The sequence below is a fragment of the Microvirga yunnanensis genome, from assembly GCF_025460875.1.
In genome coordinates this window covers 34,051-56,544 of sequence record NZ_JAMXFI010000021.1, presented here as the reverse complement: position 1 = coordinate 56,544, position 22,494 = coordinate 34,051, and the positions used below count along the sequence as shown (strand labels likewise).

18 protein-coding genes and 1 pseudogene are annotated in these 22,494 nt (G+C 64.4%); 10 read left to right on the top strand and 9 right to left on the bottom strand.

All coding sequences use genetic code 11. From position 1 onward, the window contains the following. Positions 1–2: 2 nt before the first annotated feature. From NF876_RS12975 to NF876_RS12950, 6 genes are read right to left on the bottom strand one after another with little or no spacing between them, the layout of a single operon-like run. Positions 3–1,058: a DmpA family aminopeptidase gene (locus tag NF876_RS12975; RefSeq protein WP_262269210.1), complete on the bottom strand. Its 1,056-nt coding sequence runs from the start codon at positions 1,056–1,058 to the stop codon at positions 3–5. Beyond that, positions 1,058–1,954, bottom strand: coding sequence for a polysaccharide deacetylase family protein (locus NF876_RS12970; protein WP_262269209.1), 897 nt, complete (start codon positions 1,952–1,954; stop codon positions 1,058–1,060). Before NF876_RS12970 ends, NF876_RS12975 begins: the two co-directional genes overlap by 1 nt. 49 nt (positions 1,955–2,003) lie before the next feature. Next, complete coding sequence (locus NF876_RS12965; protein ID WP_262269208.1) at positions 2,004–2,759, bottom strand: SDR family NAD(P)-dependent oxidoreductase; 756 nt, start codon at positions 2,757–2,759, stop codon at positions 2,004–2,006. Then, complete coding sequence (locus NF876_RS12960) at positions 2,756–3,772, bottom strand: ketopantoate reductase family protein (RefSeq protein WP_262269207.1); 1,017 nt, start codon at positions 3,770–3,772, stop codon at positions 2,756–2,758. Before NF876_RS12960 ends, NF876_RS12965 begins: the two co-directional genes overlap by 4 nt. Next, complete coding sequence (locus NF876_RS12955; RefSeq protein WP_262269206.1) at positions 3,773–4,468, bottom strand: creatininase family protein; 696 nt, start codon at positions 4,466–4,468, stop codon at positions 3,773–3,775. Beyond that, positions 4,455–5,540, bottom strand: a complete 1,086-nt coding sequence (locus NF876_RS12950) for a GntR family transcriptional regulator (RefSeq protein WP_262269205.1) — start codon at positions 5,538–5,540, stop codon at positions 4,455–4,457. The genes NF876_RS12955 and NF876_RS12950 overlap by 14 nt, the downstream gene beginning before the upstream one ends. 96 nt (positions 5,541–5,636) lie before the next feature. Between NF876_RS12950 and NF876_RS12945 the strand changes: the two genes are divergently transcribed. From NF876_RS12945 to NF876_RS12915, 7 genes and pseudogenes are all read left to right on the top strand, one after another. Next, the gene (locus tag NF876_RS12945; protein ID WP_262269204.1) at positions 5,637–7,217 is read left to right on the top strand and encodes an ABC transporter substrate-binding protein; all 1,581 of its coding nucleotides are present in this window, start codon (positions 5,637–5,639) and stop codon (positions 7,215–7,217) included. A gap of 147 nt (positions 7,218–7,364) precedes the next feature. Beyond that, positions 7,365–8,339: an ABC transporter permease gene (locus NF876_RS12940; protein ID WP_262269203.1), complete on the top strand. Its 975-nt coding sequence runs from the start codon at positions 7,365–7,367 to the stop codon at positions 8,337–8,339. After that, positions 8,336–9,247, top strand: a complete 912-nt coding sequence (locus NF876_RS12935) for an ABC transporter permease (protein WP_262269202.1) — start codon at positions 8,336–8,338, stop codon at positions 9,245–9,247. Before NF876_RS12940 ends, NF876_RS12935 begins: the two co-directional genes overlap by 4 nt. Continuing rightward, positions 9,244–10,263, top strand: coding sequence for an ABC transporter ATP-binding protein (locus NF876_RS12930; protein ID WP_262269201.1), 1,020 nt, complete (start codon positions 9,244–9,246; stop codon positions 10,261–10,263). The genes NF876_RS12935 and NF876_RS12930 overlap by 4 nt, the downstream gene beginning before the upstream one ends. Beyond that, entirely contained in the window at positions 10,215–11,219 is a 1,005-nt protein-coding gene (locus NF876_RS12925) for an ABC transporter ATP-binding protein (RefSeq protein ID WP_262269200.1), read from the top strand. Before NF876_RS12930 ends, NF876_RS12925 begins: the two co-directional genes overlap by 49 nt. 18 nt (positions 11,220–11,237) lie before the next feature. Then, entirely contained in the window at positions 11,238–12,761 is a 1,524-nt protein-coding gene (locus tag NF876_RS12920; RefSeq protein ID WP_262269199.1) for a carboxypeptidase M32, read from the top strand. Positions 12,762–12,880: 119 nt separating this feature from the next. After that, positions 12,881–13,153 (top strand): annotated as a pseudogene (locus NF876_RS12915) (methyl-accepting chemotaxis protein); the annotation flags it as partial. Here the strand turns inward: NF876_RS12915 and NF876_RS12910 are convergent. From NF876_RS12910 to NF876_RS12900, 3 genes are read right to left on the bottom strand one after another with little or no spacing between them, the layout of a single operon-like run. After that, entirely contained in the window at positions 13,150–14,247 is a 1,098-nt protein-coding gene (locus NF876_RS12910) for a DUF2218 domain-containing protein (RefSeq protein ID WP_315975032.1), read from the bottom strand. The pseudogene NF876_RS12915 and the gene NF876_RS12910 overlap by 4 nt on opposite strands. A 17-nt stretch (positions 14,248–14,264) precedes the next feature. Beyond that, the gene (fhuB, locus tag NF876_RS12905; RefSeq protein WP_262269198.1) at positions 14,265–16,220 is read right to left on the bottom strand and encodes a Fe(3+)-hydroxamate ABC transporter permease FhuB; all 1,956 of its coding nucleotides are present in this window, start codon (positions 16,218–16,220) and stop codon (positions 14,265–14,267) included. Between the two features lie 4 nt (positions 16,221–16,224). Beyond that, positions 16,225–17,130 (bottom strand): iron-siderophore ABC transporter substrate-binding protein, encoded by a 906-nt coding sequence (locus NF876_RS12900; RefSeq protein ID WP_262269236.1) that lies wholly within the window; start codon positions 17,128–17,130, stop codon positions 16,225–16,227. A gap of 533 nt (positions 17,131–17,663) precedes the next feature. On the opposite strand from NF876_RS12900, the gene NF876_RS12895 reads away from it, so the two are divergent. The 3 genes from NF876_RS12895 to NF876_RS12885 are packed head-to-tail and all read left to right on the top strand — an operon-like array spanning position 17,664 to position 22,483. Further along, entirely contained in the window at positions 17,664–19,850 is a 2,187-nt protein-coding gene (locus NF876_RS12895; RefSeq protein WP_373696652.1) for a TonB-dependent siderophore receptor, read from the top strand. Next, positions 19,844–20,704, top strand: a complete 861-nt coding sequence (locus NF876_RS12890) for an ATP-binding cassette domain-containing protein (protein WP_262269196.1) — start codon at positions 19,844–19,846, stop codon at positions 20,702–20,704. The genes NF876_RS12895 and NF876_RS12890 overlap by 7 nt, the downstream gene beginning before the upstream one ends. Before the next feature lie 57 nt (positions 20,705–20,761). Next, positions 20,762–22,483 (top strand): ABC transporter ATP-binding protein, encoded by a 1,722-nt coding sequence (locus NF876_RS12885; protein WP_262269195.1) that lies wholly within the window; start codon positions 20,762–20,764, stop codon positions 22,481–22,483. Positions 22,484–22,494 lie beyond the last annotated feature (11 nt).

Here is a 22,494-nt window from a genome sequence, read left to right as displayed (position 1 = left end):
AATCACGTTCCGGGAGAGGGTGTTGCAAGGGTGTCGAGCAGGCCTGGGCGGTGGTGGCCAGATCGGCCCGTCATGGAGCCTGCGGCAACCAGCGCGTCGAGGACAGCCTCCTGCGTGGTGTCGGCCATGGCTTGGAAGAGAAGGTCGATACGCTGCTCGTTCAGGATCCGGATCGCGACAAGATCCGCAGTCTCGTCGTGAGACAGAATGTTGCCGGTGGTGAAGCCGATTGCGATATCGCCGCTCCCATGGCCCCAGAAGGAGCCGAGCCGGGCCAGCCCCACGCCGGAGCGACGAAGGATCCGAGTGAGCTGTCGATCGCTGAGAGGAATGTCGGTCGCCGCCACGACGATGATGGAACCTTTCTCGGTTCGATCGCGGTCAGGAAGGGAGATGACAGGCGCTATGACCCTGCCGTCGGGCAGGCGCAGGTCGCCCGGCCGGCCGAAATTCGACAGAACGAGGACACCGAGGTGGAAGCTCCGTCCGTCGATCTCGAGCCGGCGTGAGGCTGTGCCGACGCCGCCTTTGAATCCGAAGGTGCTCATCCCGCAGCCGGCGCCGACCGACCCGACTGCGACGTCCGATGAAGCGATGTCCAGAGCGGCTCGTGCATCATCCTCCGCAACGACGAGAGCCTGGATATCGTTCAGATAGCCGTCGTTGCACTCGAGCACGACCGGATTGACCGTTGATGTCTCTCTGCCGATATCCGGATTGCTCAAGATCGCGTGGCGCACGAGTGCCGTGCAGCAGGTTCCGACCGAGAGGGTGTTCGTGAGGAGAATGGGCGTTTCAAGGGCGCCCAGCTCTTCCACCTGCATCAGGCCTGCGCTCTTGCCGAAACCGTTCAGAACATGCGCCGCAGCGACCGGCTTCTGACGGTAGAGGTTCCCGCCATGCGGGATGATGGCCGTCACGCCGGTGCGGATGTCGCCGTCATTGATCGTACGATGGCCGACCTTGACGCCCGGGACATCGGCGATGCTGTTGAACGTGCCTGGGGGCAGATCGCCACAGGCGAGGCCAGCATCCCGAGCGCGATGAGCGCGATCCATCAGGGGCATTCCCCTCTGACAAAGGCGGCGATCTCCGCATGGGTGGCAATCCACACGTCCGGACGCTGCGTGATCTCCTCCAGGAGTTTCTCGAGGATCCAGATGCGCGACCGGTAGCCCGTGACATGCGGATGCATCGTCAGAAGGAAAAGGCCGCCCTCTTCGTAGGCCCGCTCGAACTCGCGGAAGAAGATGTCGTAGACAGCCGTCGGCGGGGTATGCGGACGCAGGCCGTTGAAGCGGTGCATGTTGAAGTACACCGCATCGTCGCGAATCCACTCCACGGGGAGCTCCACGATGCCGGTGGGCTCGCCATTTTCCAGCAACTCGTAGGGGTCGTCGTCGGCCATCAGGGACGAGTCGTAGAGAAGACCGAGCTCCCGCTCGATCCGCAGCGTGCTCGGACTGAAATCCCAGGAGGGAGTGCGCAAGCCTACCGGCCGGACTCCCGTGATCCGCTCCAGGGTCTCGGCCGACCGGAACATGAGATCACGTTCGATCTCATAGGGCAGTTGGCTGTTCAATTCGTGGATCCAGCCATGAATGCCGATTTCATGGCCTTCCGCGACGACCCGCCGCTGCTCATCTTCGTACAGAAGGGCGGCCACGGCCGGGACGAAGAACGTCGCCTTCGCATCGTACCGGGCGAGCGCGTCGAGAATTCTCGGAACACCCTGGCGATTGCCGTACTGCCCCTGAGACATGCGGCCCACGGATCTGCCACCGTCGCGCAACTCGTTCGTTTCGTGGTCTGAATCGAACGACAGGGCGACAGCGCAGCGGGCTCCGTTCTTCCATTTCGCTGGTTTCATGGACCTCCCGGCGCGCACATGCTCGACCTTGCTACGCCAGATCTGCTCGTCCCAGGTCCAGGGTTGGCTGCCACCATCATCCATGATTCTTCCTCGATGTCCTTGCCATAAACTTGCTTACCCTCGGGGGATCTCAGGAACGTCCACCGTCCGCCGAAATGATCTGGCCCGAGATCCAGGACGCGGCATCGGAGGCCAGGAACATGACGGCATTGGCGATGTCCTGCGGGTGACCCAGCCGACGCGTATGAATGCTCTCGACCAGCCGAGCCTGTCCCTCGGCGCCGTAGCTCTCCCATTGACGCTGGGTCGCCGGGTTGGACAGCACGAAGCCGGGAGCGACGCTGTTGACCGTGATCCCATAGGGGCCGAGCTCGAAGCTGAGTTGCTTGGTCAGGCCCACCAGGGCATGTTTCGACGCCGTATAGGCCTGGATGCCGGTCAGGCTCGGGCGCAGGCCCGCTCCGGACGAGATGTTGACGATGCGGCCGAACTTCTGGCGCTTCATATGCGGAGCGACAGCCTGCGAGCACCAGAAGGCGCCGTGTACATTGGCTTCGAAGAGGACAAGCCACTCATGCTCGCTGACCTCGTCAATCGGCTTCGCCACCTGGCCACGTACGCCTCCCGCGCAATTGACCAGAATGTCGATATTCCCCAGGCTCTCCGCCATGTCTCCGAACACGCGGCCGACAGCGGCACGATCGGCCAAGTCGAGGACGCGCGTCGCCGCGGCGCCCGCTTCTGAAGCGATGCGCAACCCGGCCTCGTCCAGGTCGAGAGCCCAGACATGGGCGCCTTCCGATGCAAGGCATTGCACGATGCTCCGGCCGATGCCCTGCGCCGCCCCGGTCACGGCGACCCGACGGTTGGTGAAATCCAGATTCATAGCGTCAGCATCTCGTCGAGAGTGGACCAGGATTGTTCTCTCCGCCCGTCCTCGATGTCATGGATCAGGTCGACGAGCCTGCCGATGGCAGGAGTCGCGATCCCGGCTTCGCGGCCGAGGGTCGCAATGATGGCGATCTGGGCGTCCACTTCGGTCTTGCGCTTGCGCACGGCGAGATCGCGCCAGATGCCGGAATGCGTCTTGGCCGTATGCCGGTTGAACTCCGCCATGTCGGCGACGGAGCGACGGGCAGCATCCTCGCCGGCTCCCGGCATGAAGGCGTCCGGGTTGAACCCGTTGAAGCCCAATGGCTTCACGCCGCGTGCGTTCGCAACCGCCATGACCTCCTGGCCAAGCCGACGGTAGACCGGAAAGTGCCGCTCGGAGGCAAGGTTCTCCGACATCGAGGCGTTGGTCAGCGCCGTCGCAAAGAGCAGGGAGCCGTAGCCCAGTTTGCCCCAGAGATAGCCCCAGATGTTGTCGGTCAGGACAGCCTTCGGCTCGAAGATCGACAGAAGGCGATGGTATTCGCGCACGGCGGCGCCGGTCTGGCCGTCGAGACCGCCGACCGCAACCGCCGCCCGGTTGCCGAAAAGGATACGGCCCGGCTCGAGCCAGTCCGCGCCGAAATTGACGAAGCAGCCGATGGTCCGCTCGGCTCCGATCTCCTCGGCGATGATGATCTCGTTCAGTCCGTTCTGCGCGGAGAGAACGGTGCCGCCTTCCGCAAGATGAGGCTTCAGCGTGCGGACGGCATCGCGCGTATGATGAGCTTTGACGGCAAGGATGATGCGGTCGAACTGGCCCGTGACGCCGTCGGGCGTTGCGGCTTTGACCGGTTGCCGAAAGGTTTCGACGGGACCCTCGATGAGCAGTCCGTCCGCATTCATGGCGTCCACATGCGGCTCGACGATATCCACGAGCAGCACGTCCTCGCCCGCGCGGGCCAGATAGGCTCCGAGCGTGCCGCCGATGGCGCCTGCGCCCCAGATCAGAATGGTGTTCCGGTTCATCTACCAAGTCTCGATAAGAGCGCGGGTTTCCTCGACCGCCACGGCCCAGATGGCGTTCATGTCTTCGTCCGAACGCTGGAAGTAGCCGCCGAAGTTTCCGTCCTGCAGGATCTCACGGACCCCCTCCGGGCCGAAGGTCCGCATCCGTTCGAGATCGACCATCGGCTTTTGATGCGCCGGTTGCTCGACACCCTCCAGACGGGTCCAGGGGAAGTTTTCCATCCAAGATGCATGGGAGGCAACCGGGTCGATCTGTTTCGCTTTCTCGAGCGTGCGGGGCGCATTCCACCAGTTGTGGAACTTCACCCGACAATCCCGGTTCTCACCCATCCATTCGATGGCGGCCGTTTGGCCGGGCGCATTCCCGCCATGACCGTTCACGAAGAGGATGCGGCGAAAGCCCGTGCGCTTCAGGGAATCGAGGATATCGGTGACGATGCGCAGATAGGTCTCGGCTTTCAGAGAAATGGTTCCGGGATAGGCCATGAAGTATGGCGTGATGCCATAGGCCTGGACAGGGAACACCGGGACGCCGGTCGGTTCCGCGGCTTCCAGGGCCACGCGCTCTGCCAGGATGCTGTCGACGGACAGGCTCAGATAGGCATGCTGCTCCGTGCAGCCAAGGGGAACAATCGCGCGATCATCCGTCTTCAGGTATTCTTCGACCTGAAGCCAGTTCATCTCACTTATTTTCATGAAAGTTTTCCTCTTGCGAAACGATGGACGAGCGCAGCCGCTCGATTGCGGGAAGCAGGGTCGCACGGATGGCATGGGGGTCCGGCACGTAGCGGAACTCCATCGCGCGACGATTCGGCGGAAGCATGCGCCTGACGGTCGCTTCCGCACCGCTGGCATAGATCGCCACATCGACCTCGGACAGGAACGCTTCCAGATCCGGCGCCGTGATCAGGCGCACATCCACATCGGAAACATGAGGCGCGAAGCGCAGGACGCCGGGCTTCATCAGGGCAGTGAACTCGGGAAAAATCGACACGATGCCGATGCGGGCCATGGGGTCGATCATGGCCAGCTGCGCGCGCGTCTCTTCGGCTGGAATGAAACTCAGGCCGACGACCGGAACGCCCGTCGGAACGAGATGCTCGACCTCGCCGCGCCGATGCGCGAGCGTTACGCAGATATCGCAGGGCGAGGGGAAGGGCTCACCCGCGTGCAGGGCATCGACGGTCGTCACCGCGATCGTATCGCCCGCGCCGAGATAGTCCTGGATGCGGTTGGCGTATTGCTGAGTCGTCTCGACGAAGTTGCCCACCATGACGAGGCGCAGTGCCCGGGAGGGCGTCGGACCTCGCGCCGCGCGGGCATTGACCAGCGATGAAACGACGGAAGGAGCCAGGCCGAGCTGCTCCGCCTCCTGGAAGAGGCCCTCGATCCGGCGCTGGATCTTCCGGACGGCGCTCGACCGGAGGCCGTCGCTGTTGTGTCCGTCGCCCACATAGGTGCCCGCTCCAGGCTTTGCCTCGAGGAGACCCGCCTCACGCAACTCCCGGTAAACCGTCGCCACGGTCATGTGGGCGATCCCGGCCCGCTCGGCCAACTCCCGCACGGAAGGCAGGCGCTGCCCTGTCGGCAGTTCGCCCAGGGCAATGCCGAACTCGATCAGCCCACGCAGCTGGATGCCGAGCGGCACCGGCAGAGTCCGGTCGAGCGCTCCCGCAAGGCTGGCAAGGATCCGCTCATCGGGCGTCCGTTCCGTGTCGCTATAACGGGTGCCCTCATAAGCGTCAGATGTTGATTGAGGTTTGGGCAAGGCGCTGTTGACTTTTCTTAACCGAGTGACCTACCGTTCTAATCGATAAGAACACCTTGGACGAAAAGCCAGGGTCTTAGCAAGAGGGGAAGTGAAGTGAAACAAAACTTCAAGCTTGGTGGATCGCTCGCTGCGGCTCTCGTCCTTGGAACCGTTCTTTGCGGCTCGGTTTCCGCGCAGACGCTGACCATGGGACTGCGCGCAGGACCGGACTCGATCGACCCGCATTGGTCGACACTCGGCAGTCAGGCGGAAGCGCTGCGCCACATCTTCGATACGCTCGTGATGTCGGACGAGAACCTGGGCCTGAAGCCCGGTCTGGCGACCTCGTGGAAGCCCGTCGATGACACGACCTGGGAGTTCAAGATCCGCGAGGGCGTGAAATTCCACGACGGATCGGAGCTGACGGCCGAGGACGTGAAGTTCTCGATCGATCGCATTCCGGTCGTCACCGGCCCCATGAGCATGACGATCTACACGAAGCAGGTCGCGGAGACGAAGGTCGCCGACAAGTACACCTTGCACGTGAAGACCAAGGCTCCGGCGCCGACCCTTCCGAACGACTTCATCCGCCTCTTCGTGGTTTCGAAGAATGTCGGCATGGAGGCTCGCAACGAGCAGTTCAACTCCGGCAAGGCCGCGATCGGCACGGGTCCCTACAAGTTCGTGTCCTGGGAGCCCAAGGGCGATCTCGTCCTGGAGCGCTTCGACGGCTATTGGGGCCAGAAGCAGCCGTGGCAGAAGGTCGTCCGCAAGGAAATTCCGAGCGATCCGGCCCGCATGGCGGCCCTGAAGTCGGGTCAGGTGGACCTGGTCAACTACGTGCCGGCCACGGACTATGCTGCGATGCAGAAGGACAAGTCCGTCGACACCTTCGTCGCCGACTCGGTCTATTTTCTGAACATCACTCCGAACGTGAAGGAGACCCTCCCGAGAAAGGTGAAGGTCGACGGCAAGGAGATCGACGCGAATCCGTTGCGGGATCCCAAGGTGCGTGAGGCCATGGATCTTGCGATCGACCGCAAGACATTGGTGCGTGTCGTCCTGGAAGGCCTGGGTCGTCCGGCCAACCAGTTGATGCCCGCCAACTTCTTCGGCGGCAACAAGAACCTGCCCGAGCGTCCTTACGATCTGTCCAAGGCCAAGCAGCTTCTCGCCGATGCGGGCTATCCGAAGGGCTTCGAGATCGATTTCCACTGCACCAACAACCGCCTGCCGGGCGATGGCGCGGTGTGCGAGGCGCTCTCGCAGATGTGGGCCCGGGCCGGCCTGAAGGTGAATGCCAACGCGCTCAACGGCACCGTGTTCTTCCCGGCTCAACAGAAGGGAGAATTCTCGCTGTGGATGAGCGGCTGGGGCACGCTGACCGGTGAGGCGAGCTATACCTATGGCTCGCTCGTTCACACGGCGGACCCGCAGATCGGCCTCGGCGCGTTCAACAAGCAGGGTTACTCCAATCCGGAGGTCGACAAGCTGCTGGAAGAGGGCGCGCGCACGATGGATGACCCGAAGCGCCGCGCCCTGTTCGAGAAGGTGACGGAGGTTTCCATGAACGATCGCGCTTTGATCCCGACCGTCCAGATCCAGACAGTCTGGGCGGCCAAGAAGGGCATGCTCACCATTCCGCCGCGGGTCGACCAGGAGACCCTGGCCTATGAGATCAAGCCGAAGAGCTGATCGTACTCACAGGCGGCCGGCTGATGCCGGCCGCCTTCCTTCGGGCGGATGCGGCATCCCCCGGCAACCCCTGATCGATGCTCCCCCCAGAGCACCCGGCCCCTCGACCCTCACATCACAACATCCTGGCACCATGCACGAGACAGCATGATTGGTTTTCTTATTCAGCGCGTCCTTCAGGCGCTCATGGTCGTGATCGCGATGTCCATCATCGTGTTCCTGGGCGTTTATGCGATCGGCAACCCGATCGACGTCATGATCGATCCTGCATCCGACCAGGCATTGCGTGAGGCCCTGATCCGGCGCTACGGCCTCGACCTTCCCCTCTACGAGCAGTACTTCGTCTTCATGAGCAACATGCTGCATGGGGATCTGGGAGAGTCGTTCATCTACCGGCTGCCTGTTCTGAACCTGATCTGGTCGCGGTTCCCGGCAACCCTGGAGCTTGCGTTGACCGCGATGCTGATCGCCACCTGTCTCGGCATTCCGCTAGGCTTATGGGCGGGCTACAAGCCTGAGTCGCTCTCCGCCAAGGCGATCATGGCGTTCTCCGTTCTCGGTTTCAGCGTTCCGAGCTTCTGGGTCGGGCTTCTGCTCATCATGGCGTTCGCGGTCGAACTCGGCTGGCTGCCGTCGGGCGGCCGCGGCCCGACCACCCACGTGCTCGGCATGAACCTGTCGATCACCTCTCTGGAGGGATGGAGTTACATCATCCTCCCGGCCTTCAATCTGGCACTGTTCAAACTGGGGCTTCTGATCCGGCTCACACGGGCGGGCACGGCCGAAGTGATGAGCTCCGACTACGTGCGCTTCGCCCGGGCCCAAGGGTTGTCGGAGAGCAAGGTTGTCGGCCTGCACGTTCTCAAGAACATCTCGATCCCCATCGTGACCGTGTTCGGGTTGGAGCTCGGCTCCACGCTTGCCTTCGCGGTGGTGACGGAAACCGTCTTCAACTGGCCCGGCATGGGCAAGCTGATCATCGATTCCATCACCGTTCTCGACCGTCCTGTCATGGTTGCCTATCTCATCCTGGTCGTGTTCCTTTTCGTTATGATCAATCTTGTCGTCGATCTGGTTTATGGCCAGCTCGACCCGCGCATCCGTGTAAAGGCGGCGTCATGAGCAGTTCTCCCGCTCTCCCGTTACCCGCTGAGACCAGCTGGAGCCGGGTCTCCAGCTTCTGGTCGGACTTCAGACAGAGCCCCGTCGCGGTCGCGGCCCTGATCGTGGTTGTGGTCGTGGTTCTCATGGCGGTCCTCGCGCCGTTCGTGACGCCGCAGGATCCCTACAACCAGGAGGCCCTCGATCTCTTCGATGCTCGCCTCGAGCCTGGGGAAGTCGGATCCGGCGGTTACGTCCACTGGCTCGGAACGGATGCCGCGGGCCGAGACATCTTCTCGGCGATCCTCTACGGCCTGCGCACGAGTCTGATCGTGGGCGTGATGGCCGGTACCCTGGCACTCGTTCTCGGCACGACCGTCGGCCTTGTCGCGGCCTATTACGGCGGCCGCATCGAGGCGCTGATCATGCGCGTGATCGACCTTCAGCTCTCGCTTCCGGCGATCCTGCTCGCACTGGTTCTCGTCGCCATGCTGGGGCAGGGGCTCATGCAGCTCGTCGCCGCGCTCGTTGCCGCGCAATATGCCTACTTCGCCCGCACGACCCACGGGGCGGCCAGTGCGGAGAGGCGCAAGGATTATATCGAGGCGGCGCTCTCGACCCCTTTGCCGGCCCGCCACGTGCTGTTCCGCCACCTCCTGCCCAATGCGTTGCCGCCGCTGATCGTGGTCGCGACCGTCCAGGTGGCGAACTCCATCGCCCTCGAAGCGACGCTCTCCTTTCTGGGGCTCGGGCTCCCTATCACGCAGCCGTCGCTGGGCTCCCTGATCTCCAACGGCTTCCAGTTCCTTCTGTCGGGGCGCTACTGGATCTCCATTTACCCGGGGATCGCCCTGATGCTGACCGTCGTGGCGATCAATCTGGTGGGAGATCAGGTCCGTAACGTTCTGAATCCGAGGCGCAGCCGATGAGCGACGCGGTTCTTCGTGTCAAAGACCTTCAGACCCAGTTCCAGTCCCGCGCCGGAGCCCTGAAGGCCGTCGACGGCGTCAGCTTCGAAGTCGGGCGCGGCCGCATCCTTGGGCTCGTCGGCGAGTCCGGATCGGGCAAGAGCGTCACGGGCTACTCCATTCTCGGCCTGATCGAGCCTCCCGGCAGGATCGCGGGCGGTCAGGTTCTCCTGAACGGCAAGGACCTCACGCGCCTGAAAGGCGAGGCCATTCGCCAGGTTCGCGGTGCCCAGATCGCGATGGTGTTCCAGGACCCGATGATGACGCTCAACCCGGTCCTCAAGATCGGGACGCAGATGATCGCGGCGGTCAGGGCTCACGACAGGGTCTCGCGTAAGGCTGCCCGCGCGAGGGCACGCGACGCCCTCGCCAAAGTGGGCATTCCGAGCCCGGAGGAGCGTCTCGACGCCTATCCGCATCAGCTCTCCGGCGGAATGCGACAGCGGGTGGCCATCGCCATCGCGCTCCTGCACAGCCCCGCCGTCATCATCGCGGACGAGCCGACGACTGCCCTCGACGTCTCCATCCAAGGGCAGATCCTGGCGGAAGTGCGACGCCTCGCCGACGAGACCGGGACGGCTTTCGTCTGGATCACCCACGATCTCGCGGTGGTCTCGAGCCTGGCAGACGACATCTGTGTCATGTATGCCGGGAAGGTGGTGGAAAGCGGTCCGGCCGCCGAGGTGATCGCATCGCCACGCCATCCCTATACGGCCGGCCTTCTCGCATCGGTGCCTGCCGAGCACGAACCTGGAACCAAGCTGCCTCAGGTTCCCGGATCGACTCCCGCTCTGGCCAACCTGCCACCGGGGTGCGCCTTCGCGCCCAGGTGCGCCAAGGCGGGACCCGCCTGCACGATGACACCGCCTGTCCAGACCTTCGAGGACGGACGTACCGCCCTCTGCCATTATCCGATCGAGCCCGTTTCATGCCAGCCGCACTCCTTGACGTCGAACACGTATCGAAGCGCTTCGTAAAGCACCCGAATCTCGGCGAGCGCATCGCCGGGCTTCTCGGTGCAGGACCGACAGCCGAGACCGTGCGCGCGGTGACCAATGTCAGCCTCACGGTCGCAAAGGGCGAGGTCGTGGGCCTCGTCGGAGAATCCGGCTGCGGGAAATCGACCCTCGGCCGGATGATCGCCGGCATCTACACCCCGAGCGACGGCAAGATCCTGTTCGACAGGGCGCCGGTCGCGAAGTCGCAGGGACGGCGCACGCAGAAGCTGACGACGCGTGTCCAGATGATCCATCAGGATCCCTTCGCGAGCCTCAATCCGCGCATCCGGATCGGCGATACGGTCGCTGAAGGCCCGGTGGCGCATGGCATCGTGAAGCCCCGCGAGGCAGATGCCTATGTGGCGGATCTCCTCGGGCGCGTCGGCCTCGATCCCGGTTACCGCAGGCGGTTCCCGCATCAGTTCTCCGGCGGTCAGCGCCAGCGCATCGCCATCGCCCGCGCGCTTGCCATGAAGCCCGACCTTCTGGTCCTCGACGAGCCCGTGGCGTCTCTCGACGTGTCGATCCAGGCGCAGGTGCTCAACCTGTTCATGGATCTGCGTCGGGATCTGGATTTGACCGGGATCTTCATCAGCCACGATCTCGGTGTCGTGCGCCATGTGTCCGACCGGGTCGCGATCATGTATCTCGGTCGCATCGTCGAGATGGCGCCGACGTCCGAACTCTATGCGAGCCCGAACCATCCCTATACGCGCGCGCTCTTCGAGAGCGTGCCTCGCATCGGCGTGGGCCGGAAGGATTTCCGCCCGATCGCCGGCGAAATTCCATCCCCGCTGCACCCGCCGAGCGGATGCCACTTCCATCCGCGGTGTCCTTTCGCGGGCCCGCGCTGCAAGCGGGAGGCGCCCGCGCTGACCGCGATCGCGCCTGGCCGGTCCTCCGCCTGTCATCTCAACACCGGCGGTACGGAATAATCGAGACGATCGAAAGACATGACCCAGCAAGCTTCCCTCGCGGCGCTCCAGGAGCGCGTTGCCGCCGTCAACGACGTCCTCAATGCGGTGTCGGTCCTCACCTGGGATTCCCGCACCATGATGCCGGCCGGCGGAGCGGAAACCCGTGGCCTTCAGATCGCGACGCTGACCCGGATCGCCCGCGATCTGCTTCTCGCGCCGCAGACCGAGAAGGCCCTGGAGGAAGCCGAGCGGGCGACGGAAGGCTTCGGAGAGGATGCCGCCGAACGACGCATGGTGCAGCAGACCCGCCATGCGGTGGAGCACCATAAGCGCGTTCCGGCCTCTCTGATCCAGGAGCGGGCGGCTCTTCGCACGGTCGCGCAGGCGGCCTGGATCGAGGCTCGCTCGAAGAGCGACTTCACCCTCTTCTCGCCCCATCTTGCCAGGACCGTTGCGCTATCCCGCGCCTATGCCGACTGCATCGGCTGGGACGGGCATCCCTATGACGCGATGGTTTCGATCTACGAGCCCGGCGAGACGGCGGCGAGCCTGAAAGAGCTGTTCACCGCCTTGCGGGCCGGGCTGCTGCCTATCCTGGATGCCGCGAGGGCTCGTCCCCAGCCCCGCTCCGACTTCCTGTTCCGCGAGTTTCCCGAGGAGGAGCAGAGGGCCTTCGGCCTGAGCCTCGCCGAGAGGCTCGGCTACGACCTCGGGCGCGGGCGTCTGGACACCACCGTCCATCCGTTCGAGGTGTCGTTCACCCGCAACGACGTGCGGATTACGACTCGCTATAACCGCAACTACCTGCCTGCCTCCATTTTCGGGACCGCTCACGAGACCGGACACGGCCTTTACGAGCAAGGGGTCGATCCGGCCCATACCCGAACGGCGCTGGCGACCGATCTCGTCGGTCTCTATGCGGTCGGGGGAACGAGCTTCGGGGCCCACGAGTCCCAGTCGCGTCTCTGGGAGAACCACATCGTGCGAAGCCGGACGTTCTGGCACCGGCACTTCTCCGAGTTGCGGCAGCATTTCCCGGATCAGCTCGGCGATGTCGGCGCAGACGAGTTCTATCGCGCCGTCACCCGCGTCGAGCCCGGCTTCATCCGGGTCGAGGCGGATGAGCTGACCTACGATTTCCACATCATGCTGCGCGCCGACATCGAATGCGCGCTCATGGACGGCTCGCTTCCCGTCGGCGATCTACCGGAGGCCTGGAACGCGGCCATCAGGCGTGACCTCGACCTTGTGGTTCCCGACGACGCCCGCGGAGTCCTGCAGGATGTGCATTGGTCCACCGGCTATATCGGCTCCTTCCCGACCTACACCATCGGAAATGTCATGGGCGCCCAGGTGATGGACACCTTGTGCAGCCGAAACCCGTCTCTCGGTGACGCGATCGAGGCCGGACACTATGCAGTCCTCGCGGACGAACTCCGCACCCGGATCTGGCAGCACGGTCGCCGGTTCACGCGCGACGAACTGCTGGAGCGCGAAACGGGTCGCCCGCTCGATCCGGGCCCGTACCTTCGATACCTGCGCGGCAAATACGCGGCTTGAGCGGTCCGCGGCCGGGCCCAGGCAAAGAGCATTCTTCGGCGAAGTGGATCCGGTTCGCCGTTGAAAATGCGGCAAGCCAAAGACCAGAGGTGATTCCATGCAAGTGGAAACAGCTCTAGTCCTCGGGCATTGCGGAGCGAGCCGTGTCCGACGCGCAGCGTACCAATGGGATCGCGCAGATGCTCGCGGGCTCCGCCGACAAGATCGGTCACGTGGTCCAGCTCATCAACAGCATTGCGTCCCAGACCAACCTGCTGGCCCTGAACGCGACCATCGAGGCTGCCCGCGCGGGCGAGGCCGGCAGGGGCTTCGCCGTGGTGGCCTCCGAGGTGAAGGAACTCGCCAACCAGACGTCAGCCGCCGCGGGAGGATCTGCCGCGGCTCTCCGTCAATGCTCGACCTGATCGGCCGAATGGCCGGCGCGCCAATAGGCGACGACCTGGTGCTCCGAGGTCGGCATCTTCCATTCCTGGCGCAGGAGCCTCTTGAGGCATCGGCAGCTCTTCTGCTCGCAGCCGGCCCAGATGAAGCGGCGGCTCCCGTCCGAGGGCACGACGATCGCCCGCAAGGCGTCCTCGATGAGGGACGTCGTTCCCGCGGGAGCTCCGTTCCGGTGCATCCAGCGAATGTCCAGCGCGGCCATGGAGCGGAGGGGCTGCTCCTCGCAGGCGTCGGCCACCTCGAGCAGCACGGTGGCTTTGCAGTCGGCGGGGAGCTCCGCCAAGATTCGGCTGATGGCCGGAAGGGCCGTTTCATCTCCTGCGAAAAGATACCAGTCGGCCGGGGGCAATTCGCCGCCGCCAGGACCCAGGATTCCGACGACGTCTCCCGGGCGCGCCTGTGACGCCCAGGTCGACCCGGGCGTGTTGTCGCCTTCATGCAGGACGAACTCGATCTCGATCTCGCTGCGCGCCACATCGATCTCGCGGATCGTATAGATCCGCATCACGGGTCGATCCTCCCCGCGCGGCCAGACGGGCCGACCATCTTCTCCCATGACGGGCCATGACGGAGCACGCCCCATGTCCGGAGGAAACAGCAGCCGAACATGCATCCCGCCCGTGGCAAAACGTGCGAGATCCCGTCCCTTGAGGCGCACGCGGCGCATCCGTGGCGTCACGTTGATCGCGCCGACCACCTGCATCTCCCGAAAATACGGGAGCGGCGTTCCGGCCTGGCCATCTCCCTCCCAGGCGATGCGCGGGCTCTCTCCCTCGACGAAGCCGAGGATGTGCTCCGCAAGGCTCCATTTGACATAGGCGAGACCGGTCGGATCGGGTCCTTCCGCAAGGAGGTAGAGAACGCTGTCGCGCGCCTCCACGGATGCAACGCCGTAGTCGAACTCCACTCTGGCGGAGCGTGCGGACCGGTCGACCCGTCCATGTTCGACGAAATGCTCGCAGAGCTTGTCCATGATCTCAACGGGGCATGCGAGCGCGACTGAGGCTTCGGCACGGAGGGAGGTCGATGTGGTCATATGGTCCATGGGCGGTTGGGCTCCGTCTATCGGTTCCAGTGCAGGAGCCAGATCAGGTAAGGTCCCCCGATGAGTGACGCGAAGAGACCCAGCGGGACTTGATAGGGGAAGGTCACGATCCTGGAGAGCCAATCGGCCCCGATCATCAGGCCTGTGCCGATCAGGACCGCCGCCATGGCCTGGTGGCGCGCGCGGCCGAAGCCGATCAGCCGCGCCATATGGGGAGCGACAAGGCCGACGAAGCTCAACGGGCCGACGACGAGCGAGGAGGCGGCCGTCAGGCCGGCGGCGACGAGGGTGAGCGCCCCCCGGCTCGCGCGGACCGGCAATCCGATCGCACGCGCCTGATCGGGGCCGAGAGGCATGATTTCAAGCCATCGGACCATCAAAGGCAGGAGGCCGAGCAGGAATGCCGCCACCGTGACGGCGATCGTGGCCTCACCCCGGGTGATATGGTTCGTCGAGCCGCTGAGCCAGGCCAGGAGCTGGAAGGCGCGAACGTCGCCCGTGATCATTGCTGCGCTGACAAGGGCGTTGCACAGCGCTCCGACGGCGAGGCCGCCGAGCAGGAGCCGTTCCGGATTTCGGTCCTGCCGATTTGCGACGAAAAGGAGTGCGCCCAGTACGACGCCGACGCCCAGGGTCGCCCCGGCCAGGCGGGTGCCCATCGGGGCATTCGATACCGTGAAGAGAACCGCAGCGAGCCCGATGCCCGCGCCGGCGCTCACGCCGAGGACTTCCGGACTTGCGAGAGGGTTGCCGGTCATACGTTGAAGGATCATGCCGGCGGCGGCCAGCATCCCCCCGGCGGCCCCGGCAGCAGCGATGCGAGGCGCGCGAAACGGAAGAAGGTCGGTGAGAAGCTGGCCGGTCGCCAAGTTCCAGCCGTCCGGTCCGCGCCCGACGAGCAGCGCCAAGGTGGTCATGGCGACGACAAGGAGCGCGAGCGCCGCAAGCACGGGGGCCGGATACGCGATGCGCCGTGTGGGCGCGGGCTGCCCGGAAACCGGTGCCTGGCGCGACAGGTTGAGCCTTGGCAGCAGGTACAGGAGAAGCGGTCCTCCGAGGAGGGCCGTGGCGGCTCCGGTCGGCACCATCTCGGCCGATCCATGGGCGGCAAGTTGAACGAGTCCGTCCGTGAGCCACAGGATGACGGCGCCGATGAGCGGTGCGGCCACGAGAGTGTCGCGCTGGGTGCGGGCGCCGCCGAGCCGGGCGAGAGTCGCGGCCGCGAGCCCGACGAACCCGAGCACGCCGACCTCAGCCGTGACCGTGGTGGCGAGCCACACGGCGACAGCGAGGGTCGCAAGGCGCAATGCCGGAAGATTGACCCCGAGGCTGCGCGCGCTCGCGTCGGCGAGACTGAGAAGCTCCAGCGGCCGGATCAGAAGAAAACACGCCACGGAGGAGAACAGCAGCGTGACGGCAAGGGCCTGGGCCGGGCCCCAGCCTTGCTGGGTCAGCGAGCCGCTGCCCCAGATCAGGAGCGACATCATGTACTCGCCATGGGCGAGGATCAGCGTCGCACTCAGGGCCATGGCGATGAGAGACACAACCATACCGGCAAGAACGATGGTGATCGGCTCGAGTCCTCGCCGCCAGCTCAGGGCCATGAGCATGATCGCGACGGTCAGTCCGCCGACAAGAGCGACGGCCTCGCGCGACGTGTCCATGAGCGCGGGCGCGAACAGGGTGGCGGCCGTCATGGCGAATTGCGCCCCTGCTGAAATGCCGAGCGTCGACGGGTCGGCGATCGGATTGCGCAGGATCTGCTGCAGGAGGGCTCCGGACAGCCCGAGCGCGGCGCCCGACAACAGGGCAACGACCGCACGGGGGAGCACACTGTTGAAAAGAAGGATGCTGTCGAGATCGAAGCTCTGTCCGCTCGCCAGAGGGAGAAGGCGCAGGATCTGATACGCGCACAATCCCAGGGCGACGGCAAACACCGCGAACCATGCCAAGGTGAGCGGCCGATGCGTCATGCCGTCAACCAACGCCACCTCCGGCGCCGACGAGCGCGCCGGTCAGGAGACGCGCGAAACGGCGGGCCGCCGGAAGAGCGCCGAACGGGTTGACCGGTGGGAGCGCCACGACCCGCCCCTGCCGGACCGCCGGAAGCGCCTTCCACAGGGGACTGTCGCGCAGGGTGCCGTGCGCATCGGGAGGGATCGGAGAAACGATGACGATCCAGGCCTCGGGCATCTCGGCGAGAGCCTCGAGGGGTACCGGTGCCGCGGCGGCATAGCTGGTGGGCTTCGCCCATGCGTTCCTCAACCCAAGGCGCTGGAGAACGTCGCCGAACATGCTGTCATGGCCGAACGCCCTGAAGTGCCGGGCATCCCCCAGGTTGATGAGGAAAACGGATCGTGCGGTTCTCTCGGCAAGGCGGCGGCTGGCCTGCGCCAGCTCGAGGGACGCGGCATCGAGAGAGGACCGTGCCTGCACCTCCCGACCAAGCCGTTCGCCGAGCGCCATCGTGATCTGCTCGGCCGGTGCGTAGGGAGGGCGGCCGGGCTCGTAGACCGCGTAGGACGCCACGGGAGCGATCGTTTCGAGACGGTCCTGGATCCACGAGAACCAGTGCGAGCTGACGATCAGATCCGGATCGGACAGGCGCAGCATCTCGAAATTCGGTGAGCCGCGAAGACCCAGATCGGCAACGTGAGACGGCACATCCGGCTCGACGGCGACTTTGCGGAACTGGACGAGTTCGGTGGCGGCGACCGGCGTCACATCCAGGGCGAGCAAGGTCTCGAACATGGCCCAGTCCAGAACGGCGACGCGCTGGCGCGGCCGGGCCCTGACACCGCCTGCGAGGGACGAACCGATCGCGGCTCCGAGAAAGCGGCGTCGGCTCACCGTGAAGGCATTGTGACGGGAGGCGGGATGCATCGGCATGCGGCGAACCTGAACTCTCAAAGCTTGATCGGGTCGAATAATTTACTTCGAAATGACATTCTATACTTGCGTGGTTTAGCTCGCATAGGCTGATGACTTGACGCGGGGCTGTGTCGCGACGCGAAGCGCGAAGATCCGACCCGGCCGAGCAGCGCACGGGCGTCATGAACCGCGGCCTCGCTCCCGTCAATACATTTGTTCTGAAAACGTCAGTAAAACTATGAAGTTAGAATGATTCAAGACTGGCCCTTCACGGGCCTGTGCCTCTGCTTCCCTCGGTCGCGCGGTGCTGCAGCGCTCCGTCAGACACCTCCGGGAATGGCCGCATTGTCTGACGCCGCGACCCTAAACAAGATGGTAGTTTAGATCAATTTTAAAGAGTATAGCATGAGTTTAAAATCTTTCTAAGTTGCTGTTTAGAGTATTTTTAAAACATAATTCTTGCCACAACTCAGTGGAACACATAGTCAGGCGACCGGGCCAGCGATCCCTCGATTGCGCCTGCATGGGAGACCCGGAGGTCTCCCATGCGATCGAAACCCCTGGGGACATCCATGAAGCGTCGTTGCGTATTGAGTATGGGGGTGAGCCTGGCCTCGCTCGCCATGATGGTGGCGTCGAGCGAGCAATCTGCGGCCCAGACCCGGCCGTCGTCAGGCGAGATCACCCTTGAGACGGTGACCGTCGAAGGGCAGGGCGGGAGCGCCACCGGGCCTGTGAACGGCTATGTTCCAACGCGCACCGCGACAGGCTCCAAGACCGACACGCCGATCGAGGAAATTCCGCAATCGGTGTCGGTCATCGGCCGCGAGGAACTGGAAGATCGCCAGGTCCAGAAGGTCGATGAGGCCCTCCGGTACACCGCGGGCGTGTTCGCGCAGCCTTACGGTCTGGATTCGGATACCGATTGGTTCTTCATCCGTGGCTTCGATGCGGGCCAGACCGGCGTCTTCCTGAACAACCTGCCGCTTTATCAATATGGCTTCGGCGGGTTCTATATCGACCCGTTCGTGCTCGAGCGGATCGAGGTGCTCAAGGGTCCGTCTGCGGCTCTCTATGGCGGATCCTCGATCGGCGGCATCGTCAATCTCATCAGCAAGCGTCCGACGACGGAACCGCTGCGCTACGTGGAGACGGGCGTCAACTCGTGGGGCAATGGCTATGCGGCCTTCGATTTCGGCGGCGCGCTCGACAAGGACAGGATCTGGTCGTATCGCCTGACCGGCAAGATGTCCGGCGGCGGCTGGGAAACGGAGAAGGCCGATGACTTCCGGGGCGTCATCGCGCCGGCGCTCACGTTCCGTCCCGACGCGGGCACGGAAGTCACCGTGCTGGCGTCCTACCAGCAGATGGACCTGATGCACACGGGTGGGTTCCTGCCTTATGTGGGCACCGTGGTGCCGGCGCCGTTCGGACGGATCTCCCGACGTTTCTACTACAGCGAGCCCGACATCGATCTCTATCGCCGCGAGCAGGCGATGATCGGCTACGAGTTCGAGCACGCGGTCGACGATGTCTGGACGCTGCGGCAGAACTTCCGCTACGCGCATACGGATTCGAAGGAACGCGGACCCTATCCCTTCGGCTATATCGGAGGGGCGCCGGCCGGTCCGGATTTCCTGCTCTTCCGGGTCGGGTTCAATCACCACACGGTGGTGAACACGCTGTCGCTCGACAATCAGGCGGAAGCGAAGTTCGGCACCGGTCCGCTCGATCACACGCTGCTCCTCGGCCTGGACTACAAGTACTACAATATCGACCAGATCCAGGCGTCCGGCGGCGGCACGCCGATCAGCCCGGTGAACCCGCTTTATGGAGCGCCCCAGGGCCCGACGGTTCCCTATCTCGATCAGGACCTGACCATGAATCAGGTCGGGTTCTATGCGCAGGACCAGATCCGCTACGGCGCCTGGATCGCGACGCTGAACGGGCGCTACGATCACGTCTCGACGAAGAGCACGGACACGGTCGGCGCCGCCAATTACAGCGACGAAGCGGGCGAGTTCAGCGGACGCGTCGGGCTGGGCTACGAACTCGCCAACGGGATGACGCCCTATATCGCGGTCTCCCGCACCTTCAATCCGGTCATCGGCGCCGACTTCTTCGGTCAATCCTTCGCGCCCGAGACCGGACGGCAGGTCGAGGTCGGACTCAAGTACAAGCCGGCCTTCGCCGATGCCTTGATCACGGCCTCCCTGTTCGATCTCACGCGTCAGAACGTCAACACGACCGATCCGGAGCATTCATTCTTCGAAGTCCAGCTCGGCGAAGTCCGATCCCGCGGCTTCGAGCTCGAAGCGCAGGCCAACATCACGTCCGGGCTGAAGGCGATCGCGGCTTTCACGGCCTACGACATCGAAATCACCGAGGATACCAACCCGTTGCTGATCGGCAACCGCCCGAACGTCGTCCCGGAGATCCTGGCATCCGGCTGGCTCGACTACACGGTCCAGGACGGTTCGTTCAAGGGACTCGGCTTCGGTGCGGGTGTCCGCTATGTCGGATTCTCGTATGCCGACAACGAGAATACCCTGAAGGTGCCCGCTGCGACCGTCTTCGATGCCGCCATCCGCTACACCCGGGACAACTTCACGGTGGCGCTCAACGTCAACAATCTGTTCGACAACGAATATGTCTCGTCGTGCGACACGCAGTACACGTGCAACTACGGGGCCGGGCGTGTCGCGACCCTCAAGGCGAGCTACAAATGGTGATCGATGGGGCGCCGCGGCAGGGCGCCCGCACCGGCACGCTGGAGCCGGAGAAGGATGACGGGCGCGGATCCCGCGTCGGGGTTCCGTCCTTCGCGCTGACCGACGTGAGCTATGCCATCCCAGGGCGTACCCTGCTGCATCCCCTCACGCTGACCCTGCCCGGTCGGCGCGTCACCGGATTGATCGGTCACAACGGTTCAGGCAAATCGACACTGATCAAGCTGCTGGCCCGCCAGCAGGCGGCTTCCGGCGGTTCGATCGCGTTCGAAGGGCGAGACCTGACCCAGTGGGGCGAGCGGTCCTTCGCGAGACAGGTCGCCTACCTGCCGCAGCAGACGCCGTTGGCCTCGGGCATGCTCGTCAAGGAACTCGTCGCGCTGGGGCGCTATCCGTGGCATGGCCCTCTGGGCCGCTTCGGAACGACCGACCGCCGGAAGGTGAGCGAGGCCATGGCGCTCGCCGATGTGGAAGCATTGTCCGACCGTTTCGTCGACACTCTCTCCGGAGGAGAGCGGCAGCGGGTCTGGTTGGCCATGCTGGTGGCGCAGGATGCCCGCTTCCTGCTTCTCGACGAACCGATCTCGGCCCTCGATGTCGCCCATCAGGTCGAGGTGCTCGCGCTGGTCCGGCGCCTCTCACGCGAGCGTGGCCTCGGCGTGGTCGTGGTCCTCCATGACGTCAACATGGCGGCTCGCTTCTGCGACGAGATCCTGGCCCTTCGGGCGGGACGGCTGGTTGCCCGCGGCGCCCCGGGCGAGATCGTGACGCCCCGGCAGTTGCAGGCGATCTACGGTATCGCCATGGAGGTGTTTCCCCACCCGTCGACGGGCCAGCCGGTGAGCTTCGTCCGTTGACCGCGCCTCAAAGCGGGCGCTTGCTCTCTCCGGCCGGGGGCGGTAGCTAATCCTGCCATGCGACCGCTGCTCCATCGCTTTTTTGCCTATTACAGACCTCATCGCCGCCTGTTCGTGCTGGATTTCTCCTGCGCTGTGGCCTCGGGGCTGCTCGAGCTCGGCTTTCCGATCGCCGTCAAGCTGTTCATCGATACCCTGCTGCCGACCGGCCAGTGGGGCCTGATCGCGCTCGCCTCGGCGGTGCTGCTCGCCGTCTATGTCCTCAATGCCGGGCTGATGGCGACCGTGACCTACTGGGGCCACATGCTCGGCATCAACATCGAGACCGAGATGCGGCGCAAGGCCTTCGACCATCTCCAGAAACTGTCGTTCGGCTTCTTCGACAACCAGAAGACCGGGCATCTCGTGGCGCGCTTGACCAAGGACCTGGAGGAGATCGGCGAGGTCGCCCATCACGGGCCGGAGGACCTCTTCATCGCCGTGATGACCCTGGTGGGCGCGTTCATCCTGATGTTCACGGTCAATGTGAAGCTCGCCCTCATCACGGCACTCGTGGTCCCGCTCACCGCCTGGCTCACGACCCGCTATGGCGGCCGCATGACCCGGAACTGGCAGGCGCTCTACAGCCGCGTCGGTGATTTCAACGCGCGCATCGAGGAGAATGTCGGGGGAATCCGCGTGGTTCAGGCCTTCGCCAACGAGGATCACGAGCGGCGGCTGTTTGCGGTCGACAACCAGAGCTATCGCAGAACGAAGCTGGAGGCCTACCGCATCATGGCGGCCTCCACGTCGCTCAGCTACTTGAGCATGCGCCTGATCCAGATGGTCGTCATGATGGCCGGCAGCTATCTGGTGCTTCGAGGCGAGCTGAGCGCCGGCGGCTTCGTCGGTTACCTGCTTCTGGTCGGTGTCTTTTTCCGGCCGATCGAGAAAATCAACTCGGTCATCGAGACCTATCCGAAGGGAATTGCCGGCTTCGAACGCTACATCGCCTTCCTCGATACCCGGCCGGATATCGCGGACCGGCCGGGCGCGAAGGACGTCGGCAAGCTCAAGGGCGACATCCGGTACAGGAATGTCCGTTTCGGCTATGACCTGGATCGCAGCATCCTCGACGGTCTCGATCTTTGCATCCGTGCCGGCGAAACCGTCGCTTTCGTCGGTCCGTCGGGCGCAGGCAAGACGACCATCTGCTCGCTGCTGCCCCGGTTCTACGAGATCGACGAGGGTGAGATCACCATTGACGGGATCGACATCCGCGACATGACCCTCCGTTCCCTGCGCGGCCAGATCGGCATCGTGCAGCAGGATGTGTTCCTGTTCGCCGGCACGATCCGCGAGAACATCGCCTATGGCCGGCTCGAAGCGACGGAGGCCGAAATCCTGGAGGCCGCCCGGCGGGCCCGGCTCGACGAGGTGATCGCCTCCCTGCCGAACGGCCTCGACACGATCATCGGGGAGCGGGGCGTGAAGCTGTCGGGCGGCCAGAAGCAGCGTCTCGCCATCGCCCGGATCTTCCTGAAGAATCCGCCGATCCTGATCCTCGACGAAGCCACGTCGGCCCTCGATACGCAGACCGAGCGGGCGATCCAGCAGGCGCTCGGCGAATTGTCGAAGGGGCGCACGACCCTGGTCATCGCCCACCGCCTCGCCACCATCGTGAACGCGGACCGCATCGCCGTGATCGATCGTGGCGTCATCGTGGAACAGGGCAGCCACGACGAGCTCCTGTCGAAAGACGGGATCTACAAGCGGCTGAGCGCGGCGCAGTTCGCCTGAAGCGAGACGAT

Bases quoted from the DNA above. Each gene is read 5' to 3' on its own strand.
- NF876_RS12900 (WP_262269236.1), bottom strand. From the start codon at position 17,130: ATGCATCCCGCCTCCCGTCACAATGCCTTCACGGTGAGCCGACGCCGC.
- NF876_RS12970 (WP_262269209.1), bottom strand. From the start codon at position 1,954: ATGGATGATGGTGGCAGCCAACCCTGGACCTGGGACGAGCAGATCTGG.
- NF876_RS12940 (WP_262269203.1), top strand. From the start codon at position 7,365: ATGATTGGTTTTCTTATTCAGCGCGTCCTTCAGGCGCTCATGGTCGTG.
- NF876_RS12925 (WP_262269200.1), top strand. From the start codon at position 10,215: ATGCCAGCCGCACTCCTTGACGTCGAACACGTATCGAAGCGCTTCGTA.
- NF876_RS12885 (WP_262269195.1), top strand. From the start codon at position 20,762: ATGCGACCGCTGCTCCATCGCTTTTTTGCCTATTACAGACCTCATCGC.
- NF876_RS12960 (WP_262269207.1), bottom strand. From the start codon at position 3,772: ATGAACCGGAACACCATTCTGATCTGGGGCGCAGGCGCCATCGGCGGC.
- NF876_RS12895 (WP_373696652.1), top strand. From the start codon at position 17,664: ATGCGATCGAAACCCCTGGGGACATCCATGAAGCGTCGTTGCGTATTG.
- NF876_RS12935 (WP_262269202.1), top strand. From the start codon at position 8,336: ATGAGCAGTTCTCCCGCTCTCCCGTTACCCGCTGAGACCAGCTGGAGC.
- NF876_RS12890 (WP_262269196.1), top strand. From the start codon at position 19,844: ATGGTGATCGATGGGGCGCCGCGGCAGGGCGCCCGCACCGGCACGCTG.
- NF876_RS12920 (WP_262269199.1), top strand. From the start codon at position 11,238: ATGACCCAGCAAGCTTCCCTCGCGGCGCTCCAGGAGCGCGTTGCCGCC.
- NF876_RS12975 (WP_262269210.1), bottom strand. From the start codon at position 1,058: ATGGATCGCGCTCATCGCGCTCGGGATGCTGGCCTCGCCTGTGGCGAT.
- NF876_RS12955 (WP_262269206.1), bottom strand. From the start codon at position 4,468: ATGAAAATAAGTGAGATGAACTGGCTTCAGGTCGAAGAATACCTGAAG.
- NF876_RS12965 (WP_262269208.1), bottom strand. From the start codon at position 2,759: ATGAATCTGGATTTCACCAACCGTCGGGTCGCCGTGACCGGGGCGGCG.
- NF876_RS12930 (WP_262269201.1), top strand. From the start codon at position 9,244: ATGAGCGACGCGGTTCTTCGTGTCAAAGACCTTCAGACCCAGTTCCAG.
- fhuB (WP_262269198.1), bottom strand. From the start codon at position 16,220: ATGACGCATCGGCCGCTCACCTTGGCATGGTTCGCGGTGTTTGCCGTC.
- NF876_RS12910 (WP_315975032.1), bottom strand. From the start codon at position 14,247: ATGGACCATATGACCACATCGACCTCCCTCCGTGCCGAAGCCTCAGTC.